This window comes from Microbacterium sp. zg.Y1084, from assembly GCF_024623595.1.
Lineage (GTDB): Bacteria > Actinomycetota > Actinomycetes > Actinomycetales > Microbacteriaceae > Microbacterium > Microbacterium wangruii.
Map to the genome: position 1 here is coordinate 88,987 of NZ_JANJGV010000009.1, position 21,245 is coordinate 110,231.

22 protein-coding genes are annotated in these 21,245 nt (G+C 72.1%); 15 read left to right on the forward strand and 7 right to left on the reverse strand.

Features of this window, described 5'->3' with window-relative positions:
- Window positions 1-185: 185 nt before the first annotated feature.
- From NQ165_RS10815 to NQ165_RS10830, 4 genes are all read left to right on the forward strand, one after another.
- A complete protein-coding gene (locus NQ165_RS10815; RefSeq protein ID WP_257533445.1) occupies window positions 186-2,150 on the forward strand; it encodes a TPM domain-containing protein in 1,965 nt (654 codons plus the stop codon).
- 71 nt (window positions 2,151-2,221) lie between these two features.
- Window positions 2,222-2,962 carry a PspA/IM30 family protein gene (locus NQ165_RS10820; RefSeq protein ID WP_257526627.1) on the forward strand — a complete coding sequence of 247 codons (741 nt, stop codon included), beginning with the start codon at window positions 2,222-2,224 and terminating at the stop codon, window positions 2,960-2,962.
- 135 nt (window positions 2,963-3,097) lie between these two features.
- Window positions 3,098-3,913: an arginase family protein gene (locus NQ165_RS10825; RefSeq protein ID WP_257526625.1), complete on the forward strand. Its 816-nt coding sequence runs from the start codon at window positions 3,098-3,100 to the stop codon at window positions 3,911-3,913.
- A complete protein-coding gene (locus tag NQ165_RS10830; protein WP_257526624.1) occupies window positions 3,910-4,365 on the forward strand; it encodes a Fe-S oxidoreductase in 456 nt (151 codons plus the stop codon). Before NQ165_RS10825 ends, NQ165_RS10830 begins: the two co-directional genes overlap by 4 nt.
- Window positions 4,366-4,403: 38 nt before the next feature.
- Here NQ165_RS10830 and NQ165_RS10835 read toward each other — a convergent pair whose 3' ends face one another.
- Genes NQ165_RS10835 through NQ165_RS10845 form a run of 3 tightly spaced genes read right to left on the reverse strand, consistent with a single transcriptional unit; the run spans window position 4,404 to window position 6,104 of the window.
- Complete coding sequence (locus tag NQ165_RS10835; protein WP_257526623.1) at window positions 4,404-4,865, reverse strand: siderophore-interacting protein; 462 nt, start codon at window positions 4,863-4,865, stop codon at window positions 4,404-4,406.
- Between the two features lie 37 nt (window positions 4,866-4,902).
- Window positions 4,903-5,631, reverse strand: coding sequence for a tyrosine-protein phosphatase (locus tag NQ165_RS10840; RefSeq protein ID WP_257526622.1), 729 nt, complete (start codon window positions 5,629-5,631; stop codon window positions 4,903-4,905).
- Window positions 5,628-6,104, reverse strand: coding sequence for a carboxymuconolactone decarboxylase family protein (locus tag NQ165_RS10845; RefSeq protein ID WP_257526621.1), 477 nt, complete (start codon window positions 6,102-6,104; stop codon window positions 5,628-5,630). The genes NQ165_RS10840 and NQ165_RS10845 overlap by 4 nt, the downstream gene beginning before the upstream one ends.
- Before the next feature lie 211 nt (window positions 6,105-6,315).
- Here NQ165_RS10845 and NQ165_RS10850 point away from each other — a divergent pair, with 211 nt between their 5' ends.
- The 7 genes from NQ165_RS10850 to NQ165_RS10880 are packed head-to-tail and all read left to right on the forward strand — an operon-like array spanning window position 6,316 to window position 12,675.
- Entirely contained in the window at window positions 6,316-7,824 is a 1,509-nt protein-coding gene (locus NQ165_RS10850) for an ABC transporter substrate-binding protein (protein ID WP_257526620.1), read from the forward strand.
- Entirely contained in the window at window positions 7,821-8,771 is a 951-nt protein-coding gene (locus NQ165_RS10855) for an ABC transporter permease (protein WP_257526619.1), read from the forward strand. The genes NQ165_RS10850 and NQ165_RS10855 overlap by 4 nt, the downstream gene beginning before the upstream one ends.
- Window positions 8,768-9,685, forward strand: coding sequence for an ABC transporter permease (locus NQ165_RS10860; protein ID WP_257526618.1), 918 nt, complete (start codon window positions 8,768-8,770; stop codon window positions 9,683-9,685). The genes NQ165_RS10855 and NQ165_RS10860 overlap by 4 nt, the downstream gene beginning before the upstream one ends.
- A complete protein-coding gene (locus NQ165_RS10865; RefSeq protein WP_257526617.1) occupies window positions 9,682-10,470 on the forward strand; it encodes an ABC transporter ATP-binding protein in 789 nt (262 codons plus the stop codon). Before NQ165_RS10860 ends, NQ165_RS10865 begins: the two co-directional genes overlap by 4 nt.
- The gene (locus NQ165_RS10870; protein ID WP_257526615.1) at window positions 10,467-11,288 is read left to right on the forward strand and encodes an ABC transporter ATP-binding protein; all 822 of its coding nucleotides are present in this window, start codon (window positions 10,467-10,469) and stop codon (window positions 11,286-11,288) included. Before NQ165_RS10865 ends, NQ165_RS10870 begins: the two co-directional genes overlap by 4 nt.
- A 9-nt stretch (window positions 11,289-11,297) precedes the next feature.
- The gene (locus NQ165_RS10875; RefSeq protein ID WP_257533447.1) at window positions 11,298-12,356 is read left to right on the forward strand and encodes a M4 family metallopeptidase; all 1,059 of its coding nucleotides are present in this window, start codon (window positions 11,298-11,300) and stop codon (window positions 12,354-12,356) included.
- A complete protein-coding gene (locus NQ165_RS10880) occupies window positions 12,343-12,675 on the forward strand; it encodes a protealysin inhibitor emfourin (RefSeq protein WP_257526613.1) in 333 nt (110 codons plus the stop codon). The genes NQ165_RS10875 and NQ165_RS10880 overlap by 14 nt, the downstream gene beginning before the upstream one ends.
- On the opposite strand, the gene NQ165_RS10885 is transcribed toward NQ165_RS10880, so the two are convergent.
- Together NQ165_RS10885 and NQ165_RS10890 are read right to left on the reverse strand one after the other, a co-directional pair.
- Window positions 12,638-13,258, reverse strand: coding sequence for a GNAT family N-acetyltransferase (locus tag NQ165_RS10885; RefSeq protein ID WP_257526612.1), 621 nt, complete (start codon window positions 13,256-13,258; stop codon window positions 12,638-12,640). The two genes, NQ165_RS10880 and NQ165_RS10885, sit on opposite strands and share 38 nt — an antisense overlap.
- Window positions 13,259-13,262: 4 nt before the next feature.
- Window positions 13,263-13,970 carry a uracil-DNA glycosylase gene (locus NQ165_RS10890; RefSeq protein ID WP_257533558.1) on the reverse strand — a complete coding sequence of 236 codons (708 nt, stop codon included), beginning with the start codon at window positions 13,968-13,970 and terminating at the stop codon, window positions 13,263-13,265.
- A 220-nt stretch (window positions 13,971-14,190) separates the two neighbouring features.
- On the opposite strand from NQ165_RS10890, the gene NQ165_RS10895 reads away from it, so the two are divergent.
- Complete coding sequence (locus tag NQ165_RS10895; protein ID WP_257526611.1) at window positions 14,191-15,612, forward strand: HNH endonuclease signature motif containing protein; 1,422 nt, start codon at window positions 14,191-14,193, stop codon at window positions 15,610-15,612.
- 28 nt (window positions 15,613-15,640) lie between these two features.
- On the opposite strand, the gene NQ165_RS10900 is transcribed toward NQ165_RS10895, so the two are convergent.
- Window positions 15,641-16,423 carry an SDR family oxidoreductase gene (locus tag NQ165_RS10900; RefSeq protein WP_257533449.1) on the reverse strand — a complete coding sequence of 261 codons (783 nt, stop codon included), beginning with the start codon at window positions 16,421-16,423 and terminating at the stop codon, window positions 15,641-15,643.
- A gap of 121 nt (window positions 16,424-16,544) precedes the next feature.
- Between NQ165_RS10900 and NQ165_RS10905 the strand changes: the two genes are divergently transcribed.
- On the forward strand, window positions 16,545-17,867 hold the full coding sequence (locus NQ165_RS10905) for a bifunctional o-acetylhomoserine/o-acetylserine sulfhydrylase (RefSeq protein WP_257526609.1): 1,323 nt from the start codon (window positions 16,545-16,547) through the stop codon (window positions 17,865-17,867).
- A 133-nt stretch (window positions 17,868-18,000) separates the two neighbouring features.
- Window positions 18,001-19,020 (forward strand): DUF2332 domain-containing protein, encoded by a 1,020-nt coding sequence (locus tag NQ165_RS10910; RefSeq protein ID WP_257526608.1) that lies wholly within the window; start codon window positions 18,001-18,003, stop codon window positions 19,018-19,020.
- On the opposite strand, the gene NQ165_RS10915 is transcribed toward NQ165_RS10910, so the two are convergent.
- Entirely contained in the window at window positions 19,021-19,962 is a 942-nt protein-coding gene (locus NQ165_RS10915) for a hypothetical protein (protein WP_257526607.1), read from the reverse strand. It lies immediately after the preceding gene.
- Window positions 19,963-20,035: 73 nt separating this feature from the next.
- On the opposite strand from NQ165_RS10915, the gene NQ165_RS10920 reads away from it, so the two are divergent.
- Entirely contained in the window at window positions 20,036-21,241 is a 1,206-nt protein-coding gene (locus NQ165_RS10920) for a homoserine O-acetyltransferase (RefSeq protein ID WP_257526606.1), read from the forward strand.
- The last annotated feature ends 4 nt before the right edge of the window (window positions 21,242-21,245 follow it).

Genomic DNA, 21,245 nt, shown 5'->3' on the forward strand with positions numbered 1-21,245 from the left:
CGACACGTCCGCGCCGACCCGCCGCACCGGCCGCCGGTCGGGGATTCTCATCGCGACCTCCCAGCAGCCGGACTACAGCGCGGCCGCGGGCGGGTGAATAGACTCGCCCTGAGGCGCTGTGAGGGGCCTCAGAAGGGGACACGATGCGCAGGCGCTGGGCCTTGGTGCTGGCCACGATTCTCGCAGTGCTCTTTTCCGCGGGGTCGGTGACGGCGTTCGCGACGGACCCTGTGCAGCTGGGCGGGGCCCGTCTGCTCGACCAGGCCGGGGTGCTCAGCAGCGCCGAGGTGGACAGGGTCGAGGACCGTCTCGCGGTGCTGTACGACGAGACCAGCGTCGACCTCTACGTGGTCCTCGTCGACGAATTCACGAATCCCGGCGATCGCCAGCAGTGGGCCGATGAGGTCGCGGTCGCCAATGGCCTCGGCGAACGGCAGTACCTGCTGGCCATCGCCACCGAGGGCCGCCAGTACTACATCTCCTCCGACCCGAACGGTCCCCTCAGCGACGGCGATCTCGACGCCATCGAGCAGGACATGCGCCCGCTGCTGGGACAGAACGACTACGCCGGCGCGATCGAGCTGGCGGCCGACCGGTTCGAGTCCGACCTCTCGGGCGGGGGCGGCGTCAGCTGGGTGTGGATCGTCGTCATCGTCGCCGCCGTGGGAGCACTCGTGTTCGTCTTCATCCGCACGCGACGCGGCGCGAAGAAGAGCGGCACGTCCGCGGACGAGGTCGCGGCGCTGCCGACGGCCGAACTCGCCCGCCGTGCCTCGTCGGCGCTCGTGGCCGTGGATGACGCCCTGCGCACCAGTGAGCAGGAGCTCGGCTTCGCCCGCGCGCAGTTCGGCGACGCCGCCACGGTCGAGTTCGCCGAGGCACTGGCCAAGGCCAAGGAGAATCTCAACCAGGCGTTCACGATCAAGCAGCAGCTCGACGACAGCGAACCCGACACGGAGGAGCAGACCCGGGCCTGGAACGCCGAGATCATCCGGCTGTGCGAGGAGGCCGACGCCGACCTCGATGAGAAGGCCGAAGCGTTCGAGGAGCTGCGCAAACTCGAGCAGAACGCCCCCGAAGCGCTCGCCCGCGTGCAGGAGCAGCGGGCCTCCGTCGGCGGCCGCCTCGATGCCGCCGCCACCACGTTGCAGACCCTGCGCAGCACTTACGCGCCTGAGGCACTCGCGACGGTGGCCGACAACCCCGACCAGGCCCGCGAGCGCCTGGCGTTCGCCGATGAGCAGCTCACCGCTGCCGCCGCCGCGATCGCTGCAGGCGAGGGGGGCGAGGCAGCCGTCGCCATCCGCGCGGCCGAGGGTGCCGTCGACCAGGCTGCGCTGCTGGAGGACGCGATCGGTCGGCTCCGCGACGACTTCGCGCAGGGCGAGAAGGATGCCACGGCACTCATCGCCGACCTCGAGCACGACATGGCCGTCGCCGCCGCGCTGCCCGACCCCGACGGTCAGGTCGCCGCGACCATCGCCGCCACCCGTCAGCAGGTCGACACCGCCCGCGCGAACCTGACCTCGACCGCCAAGCGGCCGCTGGTCACCCGCGAGGCCCTCGAGGCCGCGAACACCCGCATCGACGGCGTGGTCGCAGCCGTCCGCAATGCACAGGAGCGGGCGCAACGCGCCCAGCAGCAGCTCGGCCAGCAGATCGCCCAGGCTCAGGCGCAGGTGTCGGCCGCCGAGGACTACATCTCCGCGCGCCGGGGAGCCGTCGGCGCCCAGGCACGCACCCGGCTCGCCGAGGCGGGCGCCGCTCTCGTACAGGCGCAGCAGGTGGCCGCCACCGCGCCCGAGCAGGCTCTCCCCCTCGCGCAGCGCGCGACCCGTCTCGCTTCGCAGGCGATCCAGCAGGCCCAGAACGACGTGGGCGGCTTCACCGGCGGCGGCTACGGCAGCGGCGGTGACGGCAGCGTCATGGGAGCCGTCATCGGCGGCCTCGTCATCAACTCGCTGCTCAACAGCGGCGGCGGACGCGGCCGATCCGGCGGCTTCGGCGGCGGCTTCGGCGGCGGCTTCGGCGGCGGCTTCGGCGGCGGCGGCAGCCGCAGCGGGCGCAGCAGCGGCGGTTTCGGCGGCGGACGCAGCGGGCGCAGCAGCGGCGGCAGCCGCAGCGGCCGCAGCGGAGGGGGGCGCTTCTGACCCCCTGGCCCGGCCGCCGGCGCGCGGCATCCACCGTTCAGTCCACATCACTTCGACAGGAAGGCACATCCATGGCAAAGCAGTCCATCTTCGGTCGCATCTCGACCCTCATGAAGGCGAACATCAACGCGCTCCTCGACTCGGCCGAGGACCCGCAGAAGATGCTCGACCAGCTCGTGCGCGACTACACCAACTCCATCGCCGACGCCGAGTCGGCCATCGCCGAGACGATCGGCAACCTGCGCCTGCTCGAGCGCGACCACCAGGAGGACGTGCAGGCGGCCGCGGAATGGGGCAACAAGGCCCTCGCCGCCAGCCGCAAGGCCGACGAGCTGCGCACCGCCGGCAACACCGCCGACGCGGACAAGTTCGACAACCTGGCCAAGATCGCCCTTCAGCGTCAGATCAGCGAGGAGAACGAGGCCCGCGCGATCGCGCCGACCATCGCCACGCAGAGCGAGGTCGTCGAGAAGCTGAAGGACGGCCTCAACGGCATGAAGCAGAAGCTGGAGCAGCTGAAGTCGAAGCGCTCCGAGCTGCTGGCCCGTGCGAAGACCGCCGAGGCGCAGAACAAGGTGCACGACGCCGTGCGGTCGATCGACGTGCTCGACCCCACCAGCGAACTCGGCCGCTTCGAGGACAAGGTGCGCCGCCAGGAGGCCCTCGCAGCCGGCAAGCAGGAGCTCGCGGCGTCCACCCTCGACGCGCAGTTCAATCAGCTCGAGGACGTCGGCGAGCTCACCGAGGTCGAGGCGCGACTGGCTGCGCTGAAGTCCGGCGCCCCGGCGAAGGCGATCGACTCCGGCGCCTGAGCCGCACCGCACGACGCTCCGGGCGCCGCTCCTTCCGGGGCGGCGCCCGGAGTCGTCTCCGGCGCCGCGCGCGGCCGGCGATTTCCCACGGCGCGGACGCACGCCGCACCTCCTGCGACAGGGAAGGATGGTGTCATGACCCGGTTCATCGTCGTACCGCAATGGCAGGGCTCACCGTCTGCGCGCGCCATGCTCCTCGTCGATGGCGCGGAGGTGATCGCCGGCGACCTGCCGCGATCCGCCTGCACCCGCATCGACATCCCGCTCGAGGCCGGCGAGTCGCTCGGCACGGGCGTGCACCGGCTGAGCGCCCTGGCACGGATCCAGGCGCTGGTGACCGAAGCGCTTGCCCCTCTCGCCGAGCCCGCCGTGGTCGTCGGCGGCGACTGCGCCGTGGCCGTTCCCGCCATCGGACACGCGGCTCAGCGGCACCCGAACCTCGCGGTGGTCTGGCTCGACGCCCACCCGGATCTGCATGATCCGGCGTCCTCCCCGTCCGGAGCCTACGCGGGGATGGCACTGCGGGCGGTGCTCGGCGACGGCGAGCGCGCGCTGCCGGCCGGCGCGGTGCCGGCGGAGCGCGTCGTGCTGGCGGGGGCGCGCGAGGTGGATGCCGCAGAAGCCGCGTACCTGGAGGCATCCCCGCTCACCGTTCTCGCCGCCGACGCCCTCGCCGACCCCGATGCGCTGGCCGACGCGGTCGCCGCCACCGGGGCCGACGCCGTCTACGTGCACGTCGATCTGGACGTCCTGGATCCGGCAGCCATCATCGGGGTGAGCTCCGCCGTGCCGTTCGGCGTCGAGGTGCCGCAGCTGGTCGCCTCCCTCGCACGGCTGCGCAACCGGATCCCGCTGGTCGGCGCGTCGCTGGCCGGGTTCGCCCCGGTGACCCCGGCGGCCGCCGTCGACGACATGGGCGCGATCCTCCGGGTGATCGGCGCGCTCGCGTGAGTCCTCTCACCCCTCCCCCTGCCGGGTGGCGGGAGCGGGCCGACCGGGCCGTGGCCCGCGGTCGCCGCGCGGACCGCATGATCCCCGCCGTGCTGCTGGACTCCCCGCTCAGCCGGGTCGGCTACCTCGCGGGGACGGCCTTCGGATTCGTGTGGGGGACGCTGTGGTCCACCGGACCCATCGAACGCCGGGCGGGACTGTGGGTCTTCCGCGGGATGCCGTCGTGGACCTACGGGCGCGGCGGGGTGTGCGTGGGCGGCTGCTTCCTCACCGGAACCGGTCGCGTCACGCCGCAACTGCTGGCCCATGAGGCGCGGCACAAGCGTCAGTGGCAGCGCTACGGAGCCCTCATGCCGGTGCTGTACCTGCTGGCGGGGCGCAACCCGCTGACGAACCGCTTCGAGATCGAGGCCGGCCTCGAAGACGGCCGCTACGTGCCGCGGGGGTCGTGACGCGCGACGCCACGGCGCCACGGCGCCACGGTCGACCGTCAGCGGGCGGTCGAGAGCCCGAAGCGCTCGGGGGTGCGGATGTCCTCGGCGGGCATGCCGAGGGTGCCGGTGAGGTGGTCGACGATGTCGGCGGTGCCGAGGTAGCCGCCCAGGAGCATGACGCGGGTGCCGTGGCCGTCGGCGCACAGCATCTCGTCGGCCCAGGCGTTCACCGCGCGCGCGAGCGCCTGCCCGCGGGCGCAGCCCCGGCCGGTGCCCGGCTCACCCGAGCGGCGGGAGCGGTCGAGCCACGTCACCGTCATGCGCGGCGGCACGGCGAGGTCGGCCTGCCAGGACGCGTCGGGCACCTCGATGAAGACACGGCCCGTGGAGCACAGCGGCAGCGTGGCGATGAGCGCCTGCAGCTCGGCGAGCGCGTGCTCGTCGGCGGTCACCAGGTGCTGCACACGGGTGTGCTTGGCCGCGCGGCAGGCGGCGGCGCTGTGGGGTGCGGTGCTCATGACGCCTCCACGATACACCGACCAAGGGTTGCCTAACCTATGAAGGGCTGTGTACCAGCACCGACGTGAGTTCGGCGATCTCGTCGTCGCCCAAGCCGTGCGCGCGCAGGAACTCCACGGGCGCGCCGTAGCGCTCGCGCAGTCCGTCGAGCAGGGTGCGCATGGCGGCCGCGGGCGATTTCGTGGCCAGCTCCTCGAGGTGGCGGGACTGCGGATGCTGCGAGCGCAGGTACGCCAGCACCCGGGCGTTGCGCTGGGGAGGCAGCAGCGCCTCCGTGCGCGCGTAGTCGGCGACGACGGCATCCTCCGCCACTCCCGCGGCCGCGAGGGTCAGCGCCACCGTCACCCCGGTGCGGTCCTTGCCGACCGTGCAGTGCACGAGCACCGGCTGGTTCGCGAGCACCCCGCGCACGACCTCCACGACACGGTCTGCCGCCTCGTCGAGCAGCGCACGGTAGAAGTCGTCGAGACACACGTCCTGCTCGAAGAACGAGGCGGCCGAGCCCGTGAACAGCGGAAGTCGCAGGGTCTCCAACCCCAGGCCGTCCACCAGCGAGGGCTCGAGGGCCACCTCGTCGTCGGCACGCAGGTCGATCACCCGCCGCAGGCCCAGTTCGCGCAGCGTCGCCCTCCCGCTGTCGTCGAGGCGGGCGAGGTTGCCCGAGCGGAAGAGCACGCCCGACCGGGTGACGCCGGCGCGCGCCGGCAGCCCTCCGACGTCACGGAAGTTCAGCGCCCCCGCGACGATGCGGTCGGCGGCCGTCACGCGTTCTCCCCGGCGCGGGGCTCCACCGGGTAGCGTCCGGCGATGGCCACGCGGTTGAACGCGTTGATCGACACGAGGATCCAGCTGAGCGCGACATACTCCTGCTCCGAGAGGATGCCGCCGACGTGGTCGTACACCTCGTCGGAGACGCCCTCCTCATGGATGTACACGTGCGCCTCGGTGAGCTCGAGCGCGGCACGCTCCCGCTCGGTGAACACCCCGGAGTCGCGCCACACCGGCAGCTGCGCCACCAGGTCGACGTCCATTCCCGCTGCCACGGCGCGGTCCACGTGCACACGCACGCAGTAGGCGCACCCGTTGAGCTGCGACGCGTGGATCTGCACGAGTTCGCGCAGGCGGGCGTCGATGCCGGCGTCGTCGGCGAGCGACCCGACGGTCTTGGCGAGGCCTTCCAGCGCACGGTAGGCGCCGCGGGCGGAGCGGGACAGGTGCACACGCGGCTGATCGGTCATGGTCCGACCCTAGCCGCCTGCTGCGGAGGGGCGCCTGCGGCGGTGTGGCGCGCGCAGGCATCTCTCGGCGGAGCGCGATTATCCTGGTCGCGCCGCGCATGGGCACCCGATGCGCGACCATGCCCAGCAGGACCATAGGCTGTTACGCGCACCAGCGTATGCGGGGGCCCGCCAGCACCGACGCCGCCCGCCCTGTGAAAGGACCTCTCCCATGCTCCGCCGCAGCACCACCCTGGCCGCCGCCGTGCTCATGGCCGGCGCGCTCGCCCTCACCGCCTGCAGCGCGTCGCCGTCCCCGGCGCCGAGCACGAGCGCCGCCGCCGACCCGGATGCGTCGGTCGCGGTTCGCCTGGTCGCCGAGCCCGGCAACCTCGACATCCGCGAGACCGCGGGAGCCGCCCTCGACCAGCTGCTCATCGACAATGTCTACCAGGGCCTCGTCTCGCGCACGCCCGAGCAGGACATCGTCCCGGCGCTCGCCAGCGACTACGAGGTCTCCCCCGACGGCCTCACCTACACCTTCACGCTGCGGGAGGGCGTCGTCTTCCACGACGGCCAGCCGCTGACCCCGCAGGACGTCGTGTGGTCGCTCACCCAGGTGCGTGACACCCCGTCGTACCGCGACTCCGACCGTCTGGCGGGCGTCACCGGCATCGCAGTCGACGGCCAGGACATCGTCCTGACCCTCGCCGAACCCGACTCGAGCCTGCTGTGGAACCTCACCGGTCGCGCCGGACTCATCCTCAAGGAGGGTGACACGATCGACCGCAAGACGGCAGCCAACGGCACCGGTCCCTTCACCCTGTCGTCGTGGAAGCAGGGCGACAGCGTCACCCTGCAGCGATTCGAGCAGTACTGGGGCGACCCGGCGGGCGCCGCCGAGGTGGTCTTCGCCTACATCCCCGAGAACCAGGCGGCCCTCAACGCCGCTCTCGCCGGTGAAGTCGACGTGGTCACCGGTTTCGACGCGAACCTCGCCGAGCAGATCGAGGCCAACGGCGACTTCACCGTCGAGGTGGGCGCCTCCACCGACAAGGGCACGCTCGCGATGAACGCGTCCGAGGGCCCGCTGGCCGACGTGCAGGTGCGTCAGGCCATCCGCCAGGCGATCGACCACGACGCGATCGTCGAGGCGATCGGTGCCGGGCAGACGCAGTACGGACCGATCCCCGAACTCGACCCCGGCTATGAGGACCTCTCCGACGTCGCACCGTTCGACCCCGACGCGGCCCGCGAGCTGCTGGAAGAGGCCGGTGCGGACGACCTCGAGCTGACCCTCACCATCCCCTCGTTCTACGGCACGACGGTGTCGCAGATCCTGGTCTCCAACCTGCACGACGTGGGGGTGACTTTGAAGGTGGATGCCGTGGAGTTCTCGTCCTGGCTCAACGACGTGTACATCAACAAGGACTTCGACCTGAGCTTCGTGCTGCACACCGAGGCGCGCGACTTCGAGAACTGGGCGAACCCGGACTACTACTTCGGCTATGACAACGCCGAGGTGCAGGAGCTGTTCGCGCAGTCCCTCGCCGCAACCGACGAAGCCGAAGCCGCGGAACTGCTGGCCGAGGCCGCCCGCATCGTGTCCGAGGACCACGTGGCCGACTGGCTGTACAACGGCGCATCGGTCGTCGCCGTCGGCGCTAGCATCTCGGGTATGCCCACGGTGAACGTCAACGAGCGCCTGAACCTCGCCGAGCTGACCAAGAGCGAGGGGTGATCCGCTACGCGCTGACGCGGCTGGCCCTGCTGCTGCTTGGCCTCGTCGTCGCCAGCGTGTTGATCTTCCTGACCCTTCGGGTGCTCCCCGGCGACGTCGCCCAGATGATCGCGGGCGTCGGCAGCACCCCCGAGCAGGTCGCGGCCATCCGCACGCGACTGGGCCTGGACCAGCCGCTGTTCCTGCAGTACCTCGACTGGATGGCGGGCGTGGCCAGGGGCGACCTCGGCACGTCACTGCTGACCGGCGCACCCGTGGCCACCGAGCTCGCGCAGAAGGCGCAGGTCACGGTGCCCCTCGGCATCCTCGCCATGGTCATCGCCCTCGTCTTCAGCGTGCCGCTCGGGGTCGCCTCGGCGCTGCGCCGCGGCCGGGCCGACGGCACTCTCATCACCGTCGGCGCACAGACCCTCGCCGCTGTGCCGGTGGTGTGGGCGGGCATGATGCTCGTCGTGGTGTTCGCGGTGTGGCTCGGCTGGCTGCCCGCGCAGGGGTTCCCGCGCGCCGGGTGGACCGACCCATGGGCGGCCTGGCGGGCGCTGCTGCTGCCGGCGGTGACGATCGGCATCGTCGAGGGCGCCATGCTGCTGCGCTTCGTGCGCTCGGCGACGCTGCAGGCGGTGGGGCAGGACTACGTGCGCACCGCGGCCGCGAAGGGGCTGACCCGCACCCAGGCGCTGGTGCGGCACGGACTGCCCAACGTCGGACTCTCCGTGATCACGGTGCTCGGCCTTCAGGTGGCCGGCATCATCGTGGGCGCCGTCGTGATCGAGCAGCTGTTCTCGCTCCCCGGCATCGGTCGCATGCTGGTCACCGATGTGGGGCAGCGCGATCTGCCGAAGGTGCAGGGCGAGCTGCTCGTGCTCACCGGGTTCGTGCTCGTCGTCGGCTTCCTCGTCGACCTGTTCCACCGGGTCGTGGACCCCCGGCAGCGGGAGGCGGAATGAGCGCCCCCGCCGGTGCCACCTCCTCCCCCGCGATCACGGGGCGATGGGGCTGGCTGCGCCGACTCCTCCGCCTGACCACCGGGCGGGTCGGCGTGGCCGTCGTCCTCGCCGTCGGGGTCACCGCCGTCGTCGCAGCGGTCTGGACGCCGTTCAACCCGCAGCAGGTGGACATCTCCGAGCGCTGGGCGCCTCCCGGCTGGCCCCACGTGCTGGGCACCGACGGCACCGGCCGCGACATCCTCAGCCTCCTCATGGCGGGCTCGGTCACCACGGTGTGGGTCTCGCTCGGGGCGGGCCTGGTCGCCACGCTCGTCGGGCTGGTCCTCGCGTCGCTCGGTGCGCTCACCCGACGATGGATGCGCGAGTCGGTCGCCGTCCTGGTGGACATCCTCATCGCCTTCCCCGTGCTGCTGATCGCCATGATGATCTCCGCGGTCTGGGGGGGATCGCTCTGGGTGGTGATCCTGTCGGTCGGCATCGGCTTCGGCGTCAACATCGCCCGCGTCACACGGCCGGAGCTGCGACGCGTGCTGCACAGCGAGTTCGTGCTGGCGGGCAAAGCGGCAGGGCTTACCCCCGTGCAGAACCTGCTGCGCCACCTCTTCCCCAATGTCGCGCCGGTGTTCATCGTGCAGCTGTCATGGGGCATGGCGGTGGCGGTGCTCGCCGAGGCCGGCCTGTCGTACCTCGGCTTCGGCGCACCGCCCACCGAGCCGTCATGGGGGGTGCTGCTGAGCGAGCTGCAGAGCTACATCACGGTGCACCCGGTGTCGGTGGTCTGGCCCGGGCTGGCGATCACGCTCACCGTCCTCGGGCTGAACCTGCTGGGCGACGGGCTGCGTGAAGCCACCGACCCGACGCTCTCGCGCCGCAGCAATGCCGCACGCGCGCACGTTCCGGAGGTGGTGGCGTGAGTCTGCAGGTGCAGGACCTCGTGATCGAGCTCGGCGGTCGCCGCGTGGTCGACGGCGTCTCGTTCGAGGTGCCCGACTCGGCGCGCGTCGGGCTCATCGGCGAGTCCGGCTCGGGCAAGTCCCTCACCGCCCTGGCGATCATGGGCCTGCTGCCGGATGCCGCGACGGTCGAAGGCAGCATCCGCTGGAACGGGCGCGAGCTGGTCGGCCTGCCCGACCGCGAACTCGCGCAGCTGCGCGGCGACGAGATCGGCATCGTCTTCCAGGAGCCCCGCACGGCGCTGAACCCGATCCGCACCGTGGGCCGGCAGATCTCCGAGTCGGTGCGCATCCACGAAGGCGTCACCCGGCGCGAGGCGAAGTCACGCGCGGTGGCCGAGGCCCGCCGCGTCGCCCTCCCCGATCCCGAGCAGATCGTCGCCCGCTATCCCCATCAGCTCTCGGGCGGGCAGCGACAGCGGGTGGCGATCGCGATGGCTCTCGCCTGCCGCCCGCGCCTGCTCATCGCCGACGAGCCGACCACGGCCCTGGACGTGACGATCCAGGCCGAGATCCTGCATCTGCTCGGCACCCTCGTCACCGGGGACGGCATGTCGCTGGTGTTCATCACGCACGACCTGGCGGTGCTGTCCCAGATCGCCAGCCACGGGGTCGTGCTCGAGCACGGCCGCGTGGTCGAGTCGGCACCGGTGTCGACCCTGCTCACCCGTCCGTCGTCGGAGGTGACCCGCGGGCTGCTGCGGGACGCCACCGCGACACTGTGGCGACCGGGGGGCGCGCTGTGAGCGCCCTGCTGCGCGGCCGGGGCCTCACCCGCCGCCACCTCGCGCCTCGCTCCGGCCTGTTCACCCCCCGCCGGTACACGACGGCGCTGGAGGACGCCGACGTGGATGTGGCGGAGGGCTCCGCCCTCGGTGTCATCGGCGAGTCCGGCTCCGGCAAGTCGACCCTCGTGCGGCTGCTGCTGGGCCTGGACACCCCCACCGCGGGCACCGTGGACTTCGACGGCCGGCCGGTTGCGGCATCCGCCCCCGCCCGCTCGCTGCACTGGCTGCGACGCCAGACCGGTGTCGTCTTCCAGGACCCGTACGCATCGCTCGACCCCCGCATGAGCGTGGGACGCATCGTGGGCGAGCCGCTGTGGGCGCTGGGGATCGAGGGCGACCGGCGCGCGCGGGTGCGCGAGGTCCTCGCCGATGTCGGCCTGGAGCCGGACATGGCCGACCGTTTCCCGCACGAGTTCTCGGGCGGGCAGCGCCAGCGCATCGCGCTGGCCAGGGCGATCGTGCACCGCCCGCGGCTGCTCGTGGGCGATGAGCCGCTGTCGGCGCTGGACGTCACGGTGCGCGCTCAGATCCTCGAGCTGCTGCGGGAGCTGCGCCGCCGCGACGGGCTGGCGCTCGTGCTGGTGTCGCACGACATCGGCGTGGTGCAGAATCTCTGCGACGAGGTGATCGTCATGAAGGACGGCCGCATCGTCGAGGAGGGGCCGACCGAGAAGGTCCTGCTGACGCCGCAGGTGGCGTACACCCGGCGACTGCTGGCATCCATCCCGGTCATCGACCCGCGTGCCGGGCGCGAGGATGTCGCACCTCCCCCCTAGCCTCGTGGCATGAACGCCATCGTCCCGCCGTACCTGCTGGCCCGTCTCGCCGAGACCGACGCGCCGCACCTCGCGCGGGCCGCCCGCGCGGCGCGCAACACCCTGGCCGCGCAGCGGCACTACCGACCCGAGCTGACACGGCTGCGGCTGTCGATCGATGAAGACGGCGCCCTGGTCGCCGAGGGCGCCCCCTCCCCGAACCGCGTCGTCTCCGACGCGCAGAACGAGGAGAACCTGCCCGGCATGACGGTGCGAGGCGAGGGCGACCCGCCCACCGGCGACGCCGCGGCCGACGAGGCGTTCGACGGCCTGGGCGTGACCTTCGATTTCTTCTGGGACGCCTACCAGCGCGCGGGGATCGACGGGGTGGGCGGCACCCTGGCGGCGACGGTGCACTACGGCGTCGACTTCGACAACGCCTTCTGGAACGGCGAGCGCATGGTGTTCGGCGACGGCGACGGCGAGGTGTTCCGGGGGTTCACGGGTTCCCTCACCGTGGTCGCGCACGAGCTGACGCACGGGGTGACGGAGTACTCCGGCGGCCTGGCGTACGTGGGGCAGTCGGGCGCGCTCAACGAGTCGATCTCCGACGTCTTCGGCGCCCTCGTCGAGCAGCACCACCGGCAGCAGCGGGCCGACGAGGCGTCGTGGCTCATCGGGGAGGGCGTGTTCACCGACCTCGTGCAGGGTGTCGCGCTGCGCTCACTGGCCGCACCCGGCACGGCGTACGACGACGACGTGCTCGGGCGCGATCCCCAGCCTGGTCATCTGCGCGACTACGTCGACACCGAGGACGACAACGGCGGCGTGCACATCAACTCCGGCATCCCCAACCGCGCGTTCCATCTGGTGGCCACCGCCCTCGGCGGCTTCGCCTGGGAGCGGGCGGGCCTCATCTGGTACCGCACGCTCACGGGTGGGTCGCTCGCGCCGAGCACCGACTTCGCCGCATTCGCCCGCGCCACACTCCTCACCGCCGCGGCGGAGTACGGTGAGGACTCGGAGGAGGTCGCCGCCGTCCGCGCCGGCTGGGCGGGCGTCGGCGTGATCGAGGATGCATCAGCGTGACGAACCCGACGTCTCCGTGACCGTCGTGCGCAGCGGCGGCATCGCCGGCCTTCGCCGGGAATGGCACGCCGAGGCCTGCGGAGCCGAGGCGAAGCCGTGGCTCGCCCTCATCGAGGGCTGCCCGTGGGACGAGCCCGTACCCGAGACGCCGGGGGCAGATCGCTTCCAGTGGCAGGTGAGCGCCGCCGTGGGCGCTGCCCGGCGGGACGCGCGGATGCCCGACGGCGCGGTGACCGCACCGTGGCGGGCGCTCATCGACGCCGTGCGCGGCGTCCCCGCCGTCAGCGGCCCGAAAGCCGCTCGCGCAGAGACTTCTTGACCGGCTTCAGCGACCTCTGCAGGTACACCGTGCCCAGCCAGCGGCCGAACTTGCGTCCCACACGTCCCATGCGACCCACCTCGACGAACCCGAGCCGCTCGTGCAGCGCGATCGACGCCTCGGCGCCTCGGTCGCTGATGACGGCGACCATCTCACGGATGCCGGCCTGCTCGCAGGCGACGATCAGCGCCTCCAGCAGCGCGCGTCCCAGGCCTTTGCCGGTGGCGGCCTGCCCGAGGTAGATCGAGTTCTCCACGCTGTAGCGGTAGGCCGATTTGCTCGACAGGGGCTGCACGAGGGCGTAACCGAGGATCTGGCCGGACGGCGCCTGCGCCACCAGGAACGGCATCCCCAGCTTCTGGAGGTGGTTCAGCTTCTCCCGCCACTGCGCGATCGACCACTTCTCCTCGTCGAAGGTCACCACCGAGTTGGTGACGTAGTGGTTGTAGATCTCGCGGATGTCGGGGACATCCCGCTCAGTGGCGGGTCGGATCTCGTAGGCGAAGGGATGCTCCGGATCCGGCCGCCGCCGCAGGTGCCACGGCAGACGCCGGCGGTCGCGGTCGTACTCGTCCTCCAGCATGAGGTCAGCCTAGAGCGGCAGCCGGCGGCAGCTCCCACCGCACCGGCGAGGACCCCTGCTGCACGAGCAGGGCGTCGGCGCGCGAGAACGGGCGTGACCCGAAGAACCCGCGTGATGCGGAGAGCGGAGACGGGTGCGGGGACTCGATGCGCGCCGTGTCGCCCAGCAGCGGCGCGAGCGAAGCGGCATCCCTCCCCCACAGGATCGCCACGAGCGGCCCGCCCCGGGCGACGAGGGCACGGATGGCGTGCTCGGTCACCTTCTCCCATCCCCAGCCGCGATGCGAGCCGGCCGCGCCCGGCGCGACGGTGAGCACGCGGTTGAGCAGCATGACGCCCTGGTCGCTCCACGCGGACAGGTCGCCGTGCTCCGCCGGGGCGATGCCGAGATCGTCCGACAGCTCCCGGTAGATGTTGCGCAGGCTCCGCGGGATCGGGCGCACGTGGGCGTCGACGGCGAAGGAGAGCCCGATCGGGTGCCCGGGGGTCGGGTAGGGGTCCTGCCCCACGATCAGCACGCGCACGTCGGCCATCGGACGCTGGAAGGCACGGAGCACGCGGTCACCGGCCGGCAGGTAGGCGCGCCCTGCGGCCGTCTCGGCGCGCAGTCGCTCGCCGAGGGCGGCGATGTCGCCCGCGACCGGCTGCAGCGCCTGCGCCCAGTCGGGAGCCACCAATCCCGCGTCGGCGAGTTCGGGCAGGGTCATCGCCATCCACTCCTCCGTCCACACCCGACCAGCCTACGGAGGGGCGCGCCGGGTGCGGGTGCGCGTCGGGTGCGCGACGGGTGCGCGTCGGGTGCGAGCCGGGTTTTCGGGTGCGCCGGCCGCCGCCTCCTCCACAGCCCGGGGTGGATTCGCGTCATCCACAATGTCCGCCTGACCTGGGGTTACCACCCGTTCGATGTCGGAGGGGAGCGGCAGAATCAGAGGCATGAACAGCTCCCCCATCGTCGACTCGATGGCCGTCGACTCGATCGCCGCCGCCTCACACGGCGCGGTGATCTCCGGCGTGGAGCAGACCCGCCGGGCGATCGCGGCGTTGCAGGCGCGGGAACTGCAGTGGCTGGCGCGGGCCGAGACGATTGCAGCCGAGGAGACATCCCGAGTGCCCTCGAGCGAGGGGCGTGAGCGCGAGATGCCGCGGCGGGCGATGGCGGCGGAACTCGCGGCCGTGCTGCGGCGTTCCGATCGCGGCATGCAGCAGCGGATGCGCGATGCCGCCGGGCTGGTGGGGGGATTCGCGGCGACGCTGGCGGCGCTGGAGGCGGGGAGAATCGACGTGGCCCACGTCCGGGTGATCCACGATGCCGGCGTCCGCATCACCGACCCCGAGGCCCGAGGCCGGTTCGAGCAGGCCGCACTGGTGGTCGCGGAGCGGGAGACGCCAGGGCGGGCGAAGCCGATCATCCTGATGCTGGCGCAGCGACTCGACCCGGTGCCGTTGCAGGAGCGGCATGCCGAAGCGACGGCGGGGCGGCGGGTGTGGGTGCGGGACCTCGACGACGGAATGGCCGAACTGGTGGCGACGCTGCCTGCTCCGCTGGCGTACGCGATCCGGGAGCGGCTGACCGCCTACGCCCGCGAGATCGTCGGCGCGGGGCGGGGTGCGCGAGGTGCGGCCGCCGCCGGCACCCCGGCGAGCGCAGACCTGGGCGATGACCGCGCCGTCGCCGGCACCGCAGGTGGGCATGTCACCGACGACGCCGTCGCAGAGGCGGACGTCATCGCGACCGACCGGCGCACCACCGACCAGGTGCGCGCCGACGTTCTCGCCGATCTGCTCCTCACTGGGCACGCCACCGCGCCGGTCTCCTCCGGCAGCATCCCCGCGACGGCTGCGATCACCGCCCACGTGCAGATCACCATCCCCGCCACGACCCTCACCGGTGACGACGCCGAACCCGCCGAGCTCGTCGGGTACGGACCGATCGACCCCGACACGGCCCGGCGCCTCGCCGCGACCGCCGGCATCTGGGAACGGCTGTTCACCTCCCCTGCCACCGGAGCAGTGCTTCAGGTCGACACGTACCGCCCCAGCGCCCGGATGCGCCGATTCCTCGATGCCCGCGACGAGCACTGCCGGTTCCCCGGCTGCCGCCGACCCGCACGGCAGTGCGACGGCGACCATACGATCGACGCCGCCCGTGGCGGACCGACGCGGGTCACGAACCTCGCAAATCTCTGCCCGGGCCGACATCACCCGCTCAAGCACGGGACTGCCTGGAGCGTGGTGCACAAACCCGACGGCATCCTCGAATGGACGAGTCCTGCCGGGCGCGTGTATGTCGACGTCCCGCGCCGGATGCTCGAGTTCAGAGCCTTCGCCGCGGCCGCCGAGCCCGCACCGTTCTAGACACCCGCCGTATCGGCGGCGGAGCTGTTCACTCCCCCGGCAGCCGCGGCCGCAGGGGGCCACGTGCGAGCAGGTGCTGCGCCGACTGCGCCACCGGGCGCATCGTGACGAGGTCGAGGTTGACGTGCCCCGGCGCGTTCATCGCGTACGCGATGACGTCGGCCACATCGGATGCCACGAGCGGCTGCGCGACGCCGTCGTACACCTTCTCTGCGGCGGCACGGTCACCGCCGAGGCGGTTGAACGTGAACTCCTCCGTGTAGACCATCCCGGGTGCCACCTCCACGACCCGGATCGGCTCACCGTTGAGCTCCAGACGCAGGGCCTCGGCGAGCATGGACTCCCCCGCCTTGGCGGCGTTGTAGCCGCCACCGCCGGGGTACGCCCGCTGCGCCGCAGTGGAGGTGACGAACAGGGTGTCCGCATGCCCATCGACGGCAGCGGCGGCGCGCAGCTGAGGGAGGAGGGCTGCGACGAGCATCTGCGCCGAGAGGACGTTCACCTCGAACATCCAGCGCCAGTCCTCCGGATCGCCGTCCTCGACACGGTCGGTCCCGCGCGCCCCGCCAGCGACGTTCACGAGGGCGTGCACGGGGCCGGTCTCCGCGAGCCACGCCGCCAGGGCGTCCACGTCCGCCTGTCGCGTGAGATCGGCCGCATAGGCGGCCGCGCCCGTTTCGGCTTCCAGGGCGGCGAGACGGTCGGCGCGTCGGGCAACCCCGACGACGTCCCATCCGGTCGCCCGGAGGGCACGCACCGTCGCTTCCCCGATGCCCGAACTGGCTCCCGTGACTACCGCGCGTCGTGTCATGTGACCCACCGTACCGCGCACGTTACGTCACATTTCCGCGCCGTTGTTGACAAGAGCGCCCAGTCCGTAGCCTCAGACCAGGCCGCGGCAGCCGCGGTCGGCCCGAGATCCAGGAGTCATCATGTCCGCACCCGAGAACTGGCGCTTCGAGACCAAGCAGGTCCACTCCGGTGCCGCCCCGGACCCCGTCACCAAGGCGCGCGCGACGCCGATCTACCAGACCACCTCCTACGTGTTCGACAACGCCGACCACGCCGCGAACCTGTTCTCGCTGGCCGAGTTCGGCAACATCTACACGCGCATCCAGAACCCCACGCAGGACGTCGTCGAGCAGCGCATCGCGGCGCTGGAGGGCGGCACCGGCGCCCTGCTGGTGGCCAGCGGCCAGGCCGCCGAGACCTTCGCCGTGCTCAACATCGCGCAGGCAGGCGACCACATCGTCTCGTCGAGCTCGATCTACGGGGGCACGTACAACCTCTTCAAGTACACCCTCGCCAAGCTCGGGATCGAGACGACGTTCGTCGAGAACCAGGACGACCCCGAGGAGTGGCGCCGCGCCGTGCGCCCGAACACCAAGCTGTTCTTCGCCGAGACGATCGGCAACCCGCAGATCAACGTGCTCGACATCCGCACCGTCGCCGACATCGCGCACGAGTCCGGCGTCCCGCTCATCGTCGACAACACCATCGCCACGCCGTACCTCATCCGCCCCTTCGAGCACGGCGCCGACATCATCGTGCACTCGGCGACGAAGTTCCTCGGCGGCCACGGCACCACCATCGGCGGCGTCATCGTCGATGGCGGCAGCTTCGCGTGGTCGCAGAACGTCGAGAAGTTCCCGGGCCTCACCGAGCCCGACCCGTCCTACCACGGCGCGTCATACACCACCGCCGTCGGCGACGGGCTGGCGTACATCATCAAGGCGCGCGTGCAGCTGCTGCGCGACCTCGGTGCCGCGATCGCGCCGATGAGCGCCTGGCTGCTGCTGCAGGGCATCGAGACGCTGTCCCTGCGCATCGAGCGCCACGTGCAGAACGCGCAGGAGATCGCGGAGTGGCTGGAGAACCACGACGACGTCGCCGCGGTGAACTACTCCGGCCTTCCCACCTCGCCCTGGTACGCGGCGGCGAACACCTATGCGCCGAAGGGGGTCGGCGCCGTGCTGTCGTTCGAACTCAAGGGCGGTGTCGCGGCGGGTCGCGAGTTCGTCAACTCGCTCACCCTCTTCAGCCACCTCGCCAACATCGGCGACGTACGCTCGCTCGTGATCCACCCCGCCTCCACGACGCACTCGCAGCTGACCCCCGAGCAGCAGCTCACCTCGGGCGTCACCCCGGGGCTGGTGCGGCTGTCGGTGGGCATCGAGGCCGTCGACGACCTCAAGGCCGACCTCGCCCAGGCCCTCGCCGCCGCCCGTCGCCTGTCGGAGGCCGCGCGCGCCTGACGCGCCGCATCGGCACTACGACGCGCCCCGGCCCCGCATCGCGGCAGCCGGGGCGCGTCGCGTACGGCAGGCGGCACCCGGGGCATCGGCACAGGGCGGAACCGAACCCGCACCCCCCTTGTACGCTGACGCCGTGACCGACGCACTCGCCGCGACCTACGAGACCTTCGGGCGCCGCTGGGCGCACGGCACCTCCCCGCTGTACGAGGACTGGGCCACCGGCATCGCGGGAGACGCCGGCATCCTCGCCGTGCTCGCCGCCCTGCCACCGGCGATGCAGCAGCCCAACCGCATCTTCGCCGCAGCCCGCTGGGCGGGCAGTCCCCTCGAGCCGTTCCCGCAGTGGCGGAAGTGGCTCGAGGCGAACTGGGCACGGGTCGCCGAGATCGCCGCGTCCCGCACCACCCAGACCAACGAGCCCGCGCGGTGCGCCACGCTGGTGCCGCAGCTCGCACGTATCCCCGGTCCCCTCGCGCTGCTGGAGGTCGGCACCGCGGCGGGACTGTGCCTGCTGCCGGATCGCTTCGCCTACGAATACACGGCCCCCGGCGGCGTCCATGTCCTCGGCGATTCGCCCGTCGTGCTGCCGTGCCGCGTGGACGACGACGCAGCGGTGCCGCAGCGCGTTCCCGAGGTGATCTGGCGGCGCGGCATCGACCTGGCGCCGATCGATGCCCGCGACGACACGGCCGTCGACTGGCTCGCGACCCTCGTGTGGCCGGGTCCCGACCACGACGGGCGCGTCGCGCGGCTGCGGGCCGCAGCGGCCATGGCCGCGGCCGAGCCGCCCGACATCGTCCGCGGTGATCTGCTCGAGACGCTGCCCGACGTCGCCGCATCCGCGCCGGCGGATGCCACGCTCGTGATCTTCCACAGCGCCGTTCTGCTGTACCTCGACCAGGACGAGCGGCACCGCTTCGTCGAGCTGGTGCACCATGTGCGCGCCGCACGCGACGGCCGCGTGGTGTGGATCTCGAACGAGTCGTCGGGGACGCTGCCGGGAGTGGATGCGCGCGTGCCCGAGGGACTCGACACCGATCGGCGGTTCGTGCAGTCGGTCGACGGGATGCCGGTGGCTCTGGCCGGCCAGCACGGCGCGACCTACGAGGTGCGTCCTTTCACCGCCCCCGCGACGCCCGCGCGGGCTCTCTAGTCAGTCGCCGTCCCACCACCGCAGCACCCGCAGCGCACGCAGGGTGACCCAGCGGCTCGGGAAGCCCTCGCGCTCGGCCTCGAGCTCGAACAGCGTGGGGCCTTCGTGTGTCAGCTCCAGCTTCCACATCCCGAACGGGAGCATCTTCGCGCGCAGCAGCTCGATCGCCTCCGCGCAGCGATCGTCGCGATCCGGGCGTGCGGACCGGACGTAGTCCAGAGCCCGCAGCACGTCGTAATACCAGTGAGTCGGGAACGACGGCATGGTGAACCGGGGGTCGACGACCTCGCCGGTGGATGCCCGGCGGAAGAGGCGACGCTCCAGCAGATACTCCTCGCCGCGCAGGCGCGCTGAGGTCACGGCATCGGATTCCCCGCCGGCCTGCTCCCACGCCCACAGACCTTCGAGCGCGCAGATCGTCGAGTGGAACGACGAGGGGCTCGTGCCGTCTTCGTCCCAGCAGTTCCATCCGCCGTCGGCCAGCTGACCGGACAGCAGCGTCTCGACGATGCGCCCGCCGTCCTGGGCGAAGAAGGCGGCGTTGGCCAGCGCTCCGCCGTTGATGCACGGCTCCACCTCGCCCTCGAAGTAGGGCTGCCCTTCGTGCTCCCAGCGCACGTTCTCGCGCACCCGCGTGATTGCGCGCACCACCTCGGGTGCCGCCGGGTCGGGCCCGAACGCACGCAGCAGGTCGAGCGACGGGTGCGTGGCGGACCAGGCATCGAAGAAAGGACGGCTCTCGTCCACCCAGCCGGGGCGGTAGGTACCCCCGTCCCACAGCCCGTCCTCGGCCTGCTCGGCGAGGAGCCGGGCGCCCCACCCCTCCGTCGCCACCCGCGCCCGCTCCGCAGCAACCTCCTCGGGCGGGGCATCCGTCAGATCTCGCAGCACCTGCCAGCGGATGGCCGGGTCGGAGTCCAGGAGGTAGTCGATTGCGCTCATGCGCGCAAGCTACTCCCCTCCTCCGACACGTAACACGGGGCCGCGCCTCGACCGCACCGGCCAGAATGGGAACGTGGACTGGCAGACCTCCGAAGACACCGTGCCCTCGGCGCCGGTGACCGAGGCCGACGCACGCCTGCTGCTGGGCCGCCCGCCCGCGACCGGCGCCTGGCGCGACGGCGATCCGCCGGGCGAGCGCAGGTTCGCCGCGTTCGGCGCCTTCCGCACCGAGAGCGGACGCGAGCTGCCGGCGATGCGGCTCGCGTACGAGACCTGGGGCGAGCTGAACGCCGCGCGCGACAACGCCGTGCTGATCCTGCACGCCCTCACCGGCGACAGCCACGTGCGCGGTCCCGCCGGGCCGGGCCACCCCACCTCCGGCTGGTGGAGCGACATCGTCGGCCCGGGCGCCCCGATCGACACCGACCGCTGGTTCGTCGTGGCGCCCAACATGCTGGGCGGATGCCAGGGCTCCACGGGGCCGGCGAGCATCGGCCCCGACGGCTACGAGTGGGCCTCGCGATTCCCCTACCTCACCATCCGCGACCAGGTGGCGGCCCAGGTGCGCCTGGCCGACGCGCTCGGCATCGACCGCTGGGGGGCGGTCGTCGGCGGCTCGATGGGCGGCATGCACGCGCTGGAATGGGCCGTGTCCGAACCCGACCGCGTCGCGCGCCTCGCGATCCTGTCCGCCCCACCGGCCAACACCGCCGACCAGATCGCGCTGAACTCGGTGCAGCTGGAGGCGATCGCGATCGACCCGCGGTTCCAGGGCGGGGAGTACTACGACGCCGGCGACGGCGACGGCCCCCACCGAGGGCTGGCCCTCGCCCGCCGCATGGCTCTGCTGAACTACCGCTCGCCCACCGAGCTGAACTCCCGCTTCCAGCGCTCGTGGCAGTCCGGCAAGAGCCCGCTCGGTCACGGCGGCCGGTTCGCCGTGGAGTCGTATCTCGACTTCCACGGCAACAAGTTCACCCGTCGCTTCGACGCCAACAGCTACCTCGTTCTCGTCGAGGCGATGGACTCGCACGACGTCGGCCGCGAGCGCGGCGGCATCGAAGACGCCCTGGCCCGCGTGACCGCCACGACGCTCGTGCTCGGCATCGACAGCGACCGGCTCTTTCCCGTGGACGGGCAGCACCGCATCGCCCGCGGCATCCCGCGCACCCTCGACGGCGACCGCGCGGTGGTGCTCTCCAGCGACTTCGGCCACGACGGGTTCCTCATCGAGACCGAGGCGGTCGGCCACCACCTGCGGCGGCTGCTGCAGTCCTGAGCGC

Bases quoted from the DNA above. Each gene is read 5' to 3' on its own strand.
- NQ165_RS10915 (WP_257526607.1), bottom strand. From the start codon at position 19,962: ATGAGCGCAATCGACTACCTCCTGGACTCCGACCCGGCCATCCGCTGG.
- NQ165_RS10875 (WP_257533447.1), top strand. From the start codon at position 11,298: ATGAACGCCATCGTCCCGCCGTACCTGCTGGCCCGTCTCGCCGAGACC.
- NQ165_RS10850 (WP_257526620.1), top strand. From the start codon at position 6,316: ATGCTCCGCCGCAGCACCACCCTGGCCGCCGCCGTGCTCATGGCCGGC.
- NQ165_RS10820 (WP_257526627.1), top strand. From the start codon at position 2,222: ATGGCAAAGCAGTCCATCTTCGGTCGCATCTCGACCCTCATGAAGGCG.
- NQ165_RS10895 (WP_257526611.1), top strand. From the start codon at position 14,191: ATGAACAGCTCCCCCATCGTCGACTCGATGGCCGTCGACTCGATCGCC.
- NQ165_RS10900 (WP_257533449.1), bottom strand. From the start codon at position 16,423: ATGACACGACGCGCGGTAGTCACGGGAGCCAGTTCGGGCATCGGGGAA.
- NQ165_RS10845 (WP_257526621.1), bottom strand. From the start codon at position 6,104: ATGACCGATCAGCCGCGTGTGCACCTGTCCCGCTCCGCCCGCGGCGCC.
- NQ165_RS10880 (WP_257526613.1), top strand. From the start codon at position 12,343: ATGCATCAGCGTGACGAACCCGACGTCTCCGTGACCGTCGTGCGCAGC.
- NQ165_RS10885 (WP_257526612.1), bottom strand. From the start codon at position 13,258: ATGCTGGAGGACGAGTACGACCGCGACCGCCGGCGTCTGCCGTGGCAC.
- NQ165_RS10890 (WP_257533558.1), bottom strand. From the start codon at position 13,970: ATGGCGATGACCCTGCCCGAACTCGCCGACGCGGGATTGGTGGCTCCC.
- NQ165_RS10825 (WP_257526625.1), top strand. From the start codon at position 3,098: ATGACCCGGTTCATCGTCGTACCGCAATGGCAGGGCTCACCGTCTGCG.
- NQ165_RS10835 (WP_257526623.1), bottom strand. From the start codon at position 4,865: ATGAGCACCGCACCCCACAGCGCCGCCGCCTGCCGCGCGGCCAAGCAC.
- NQ165_RS10905 (WP_257526609.1), top strand. From the start codon at position 16,545: ATGTCCGCACCCGAGAACTGGCGCTTCGAGACCAAGCAGGTCCACTCC.
- NQ165_RS10860 (WP_257526618.1), top strand. From the start codon at position 8,768: ATGAGCGCCCCCGCCGGTGCCACCTCCTCCCCCGCGATCACGGGGCGA.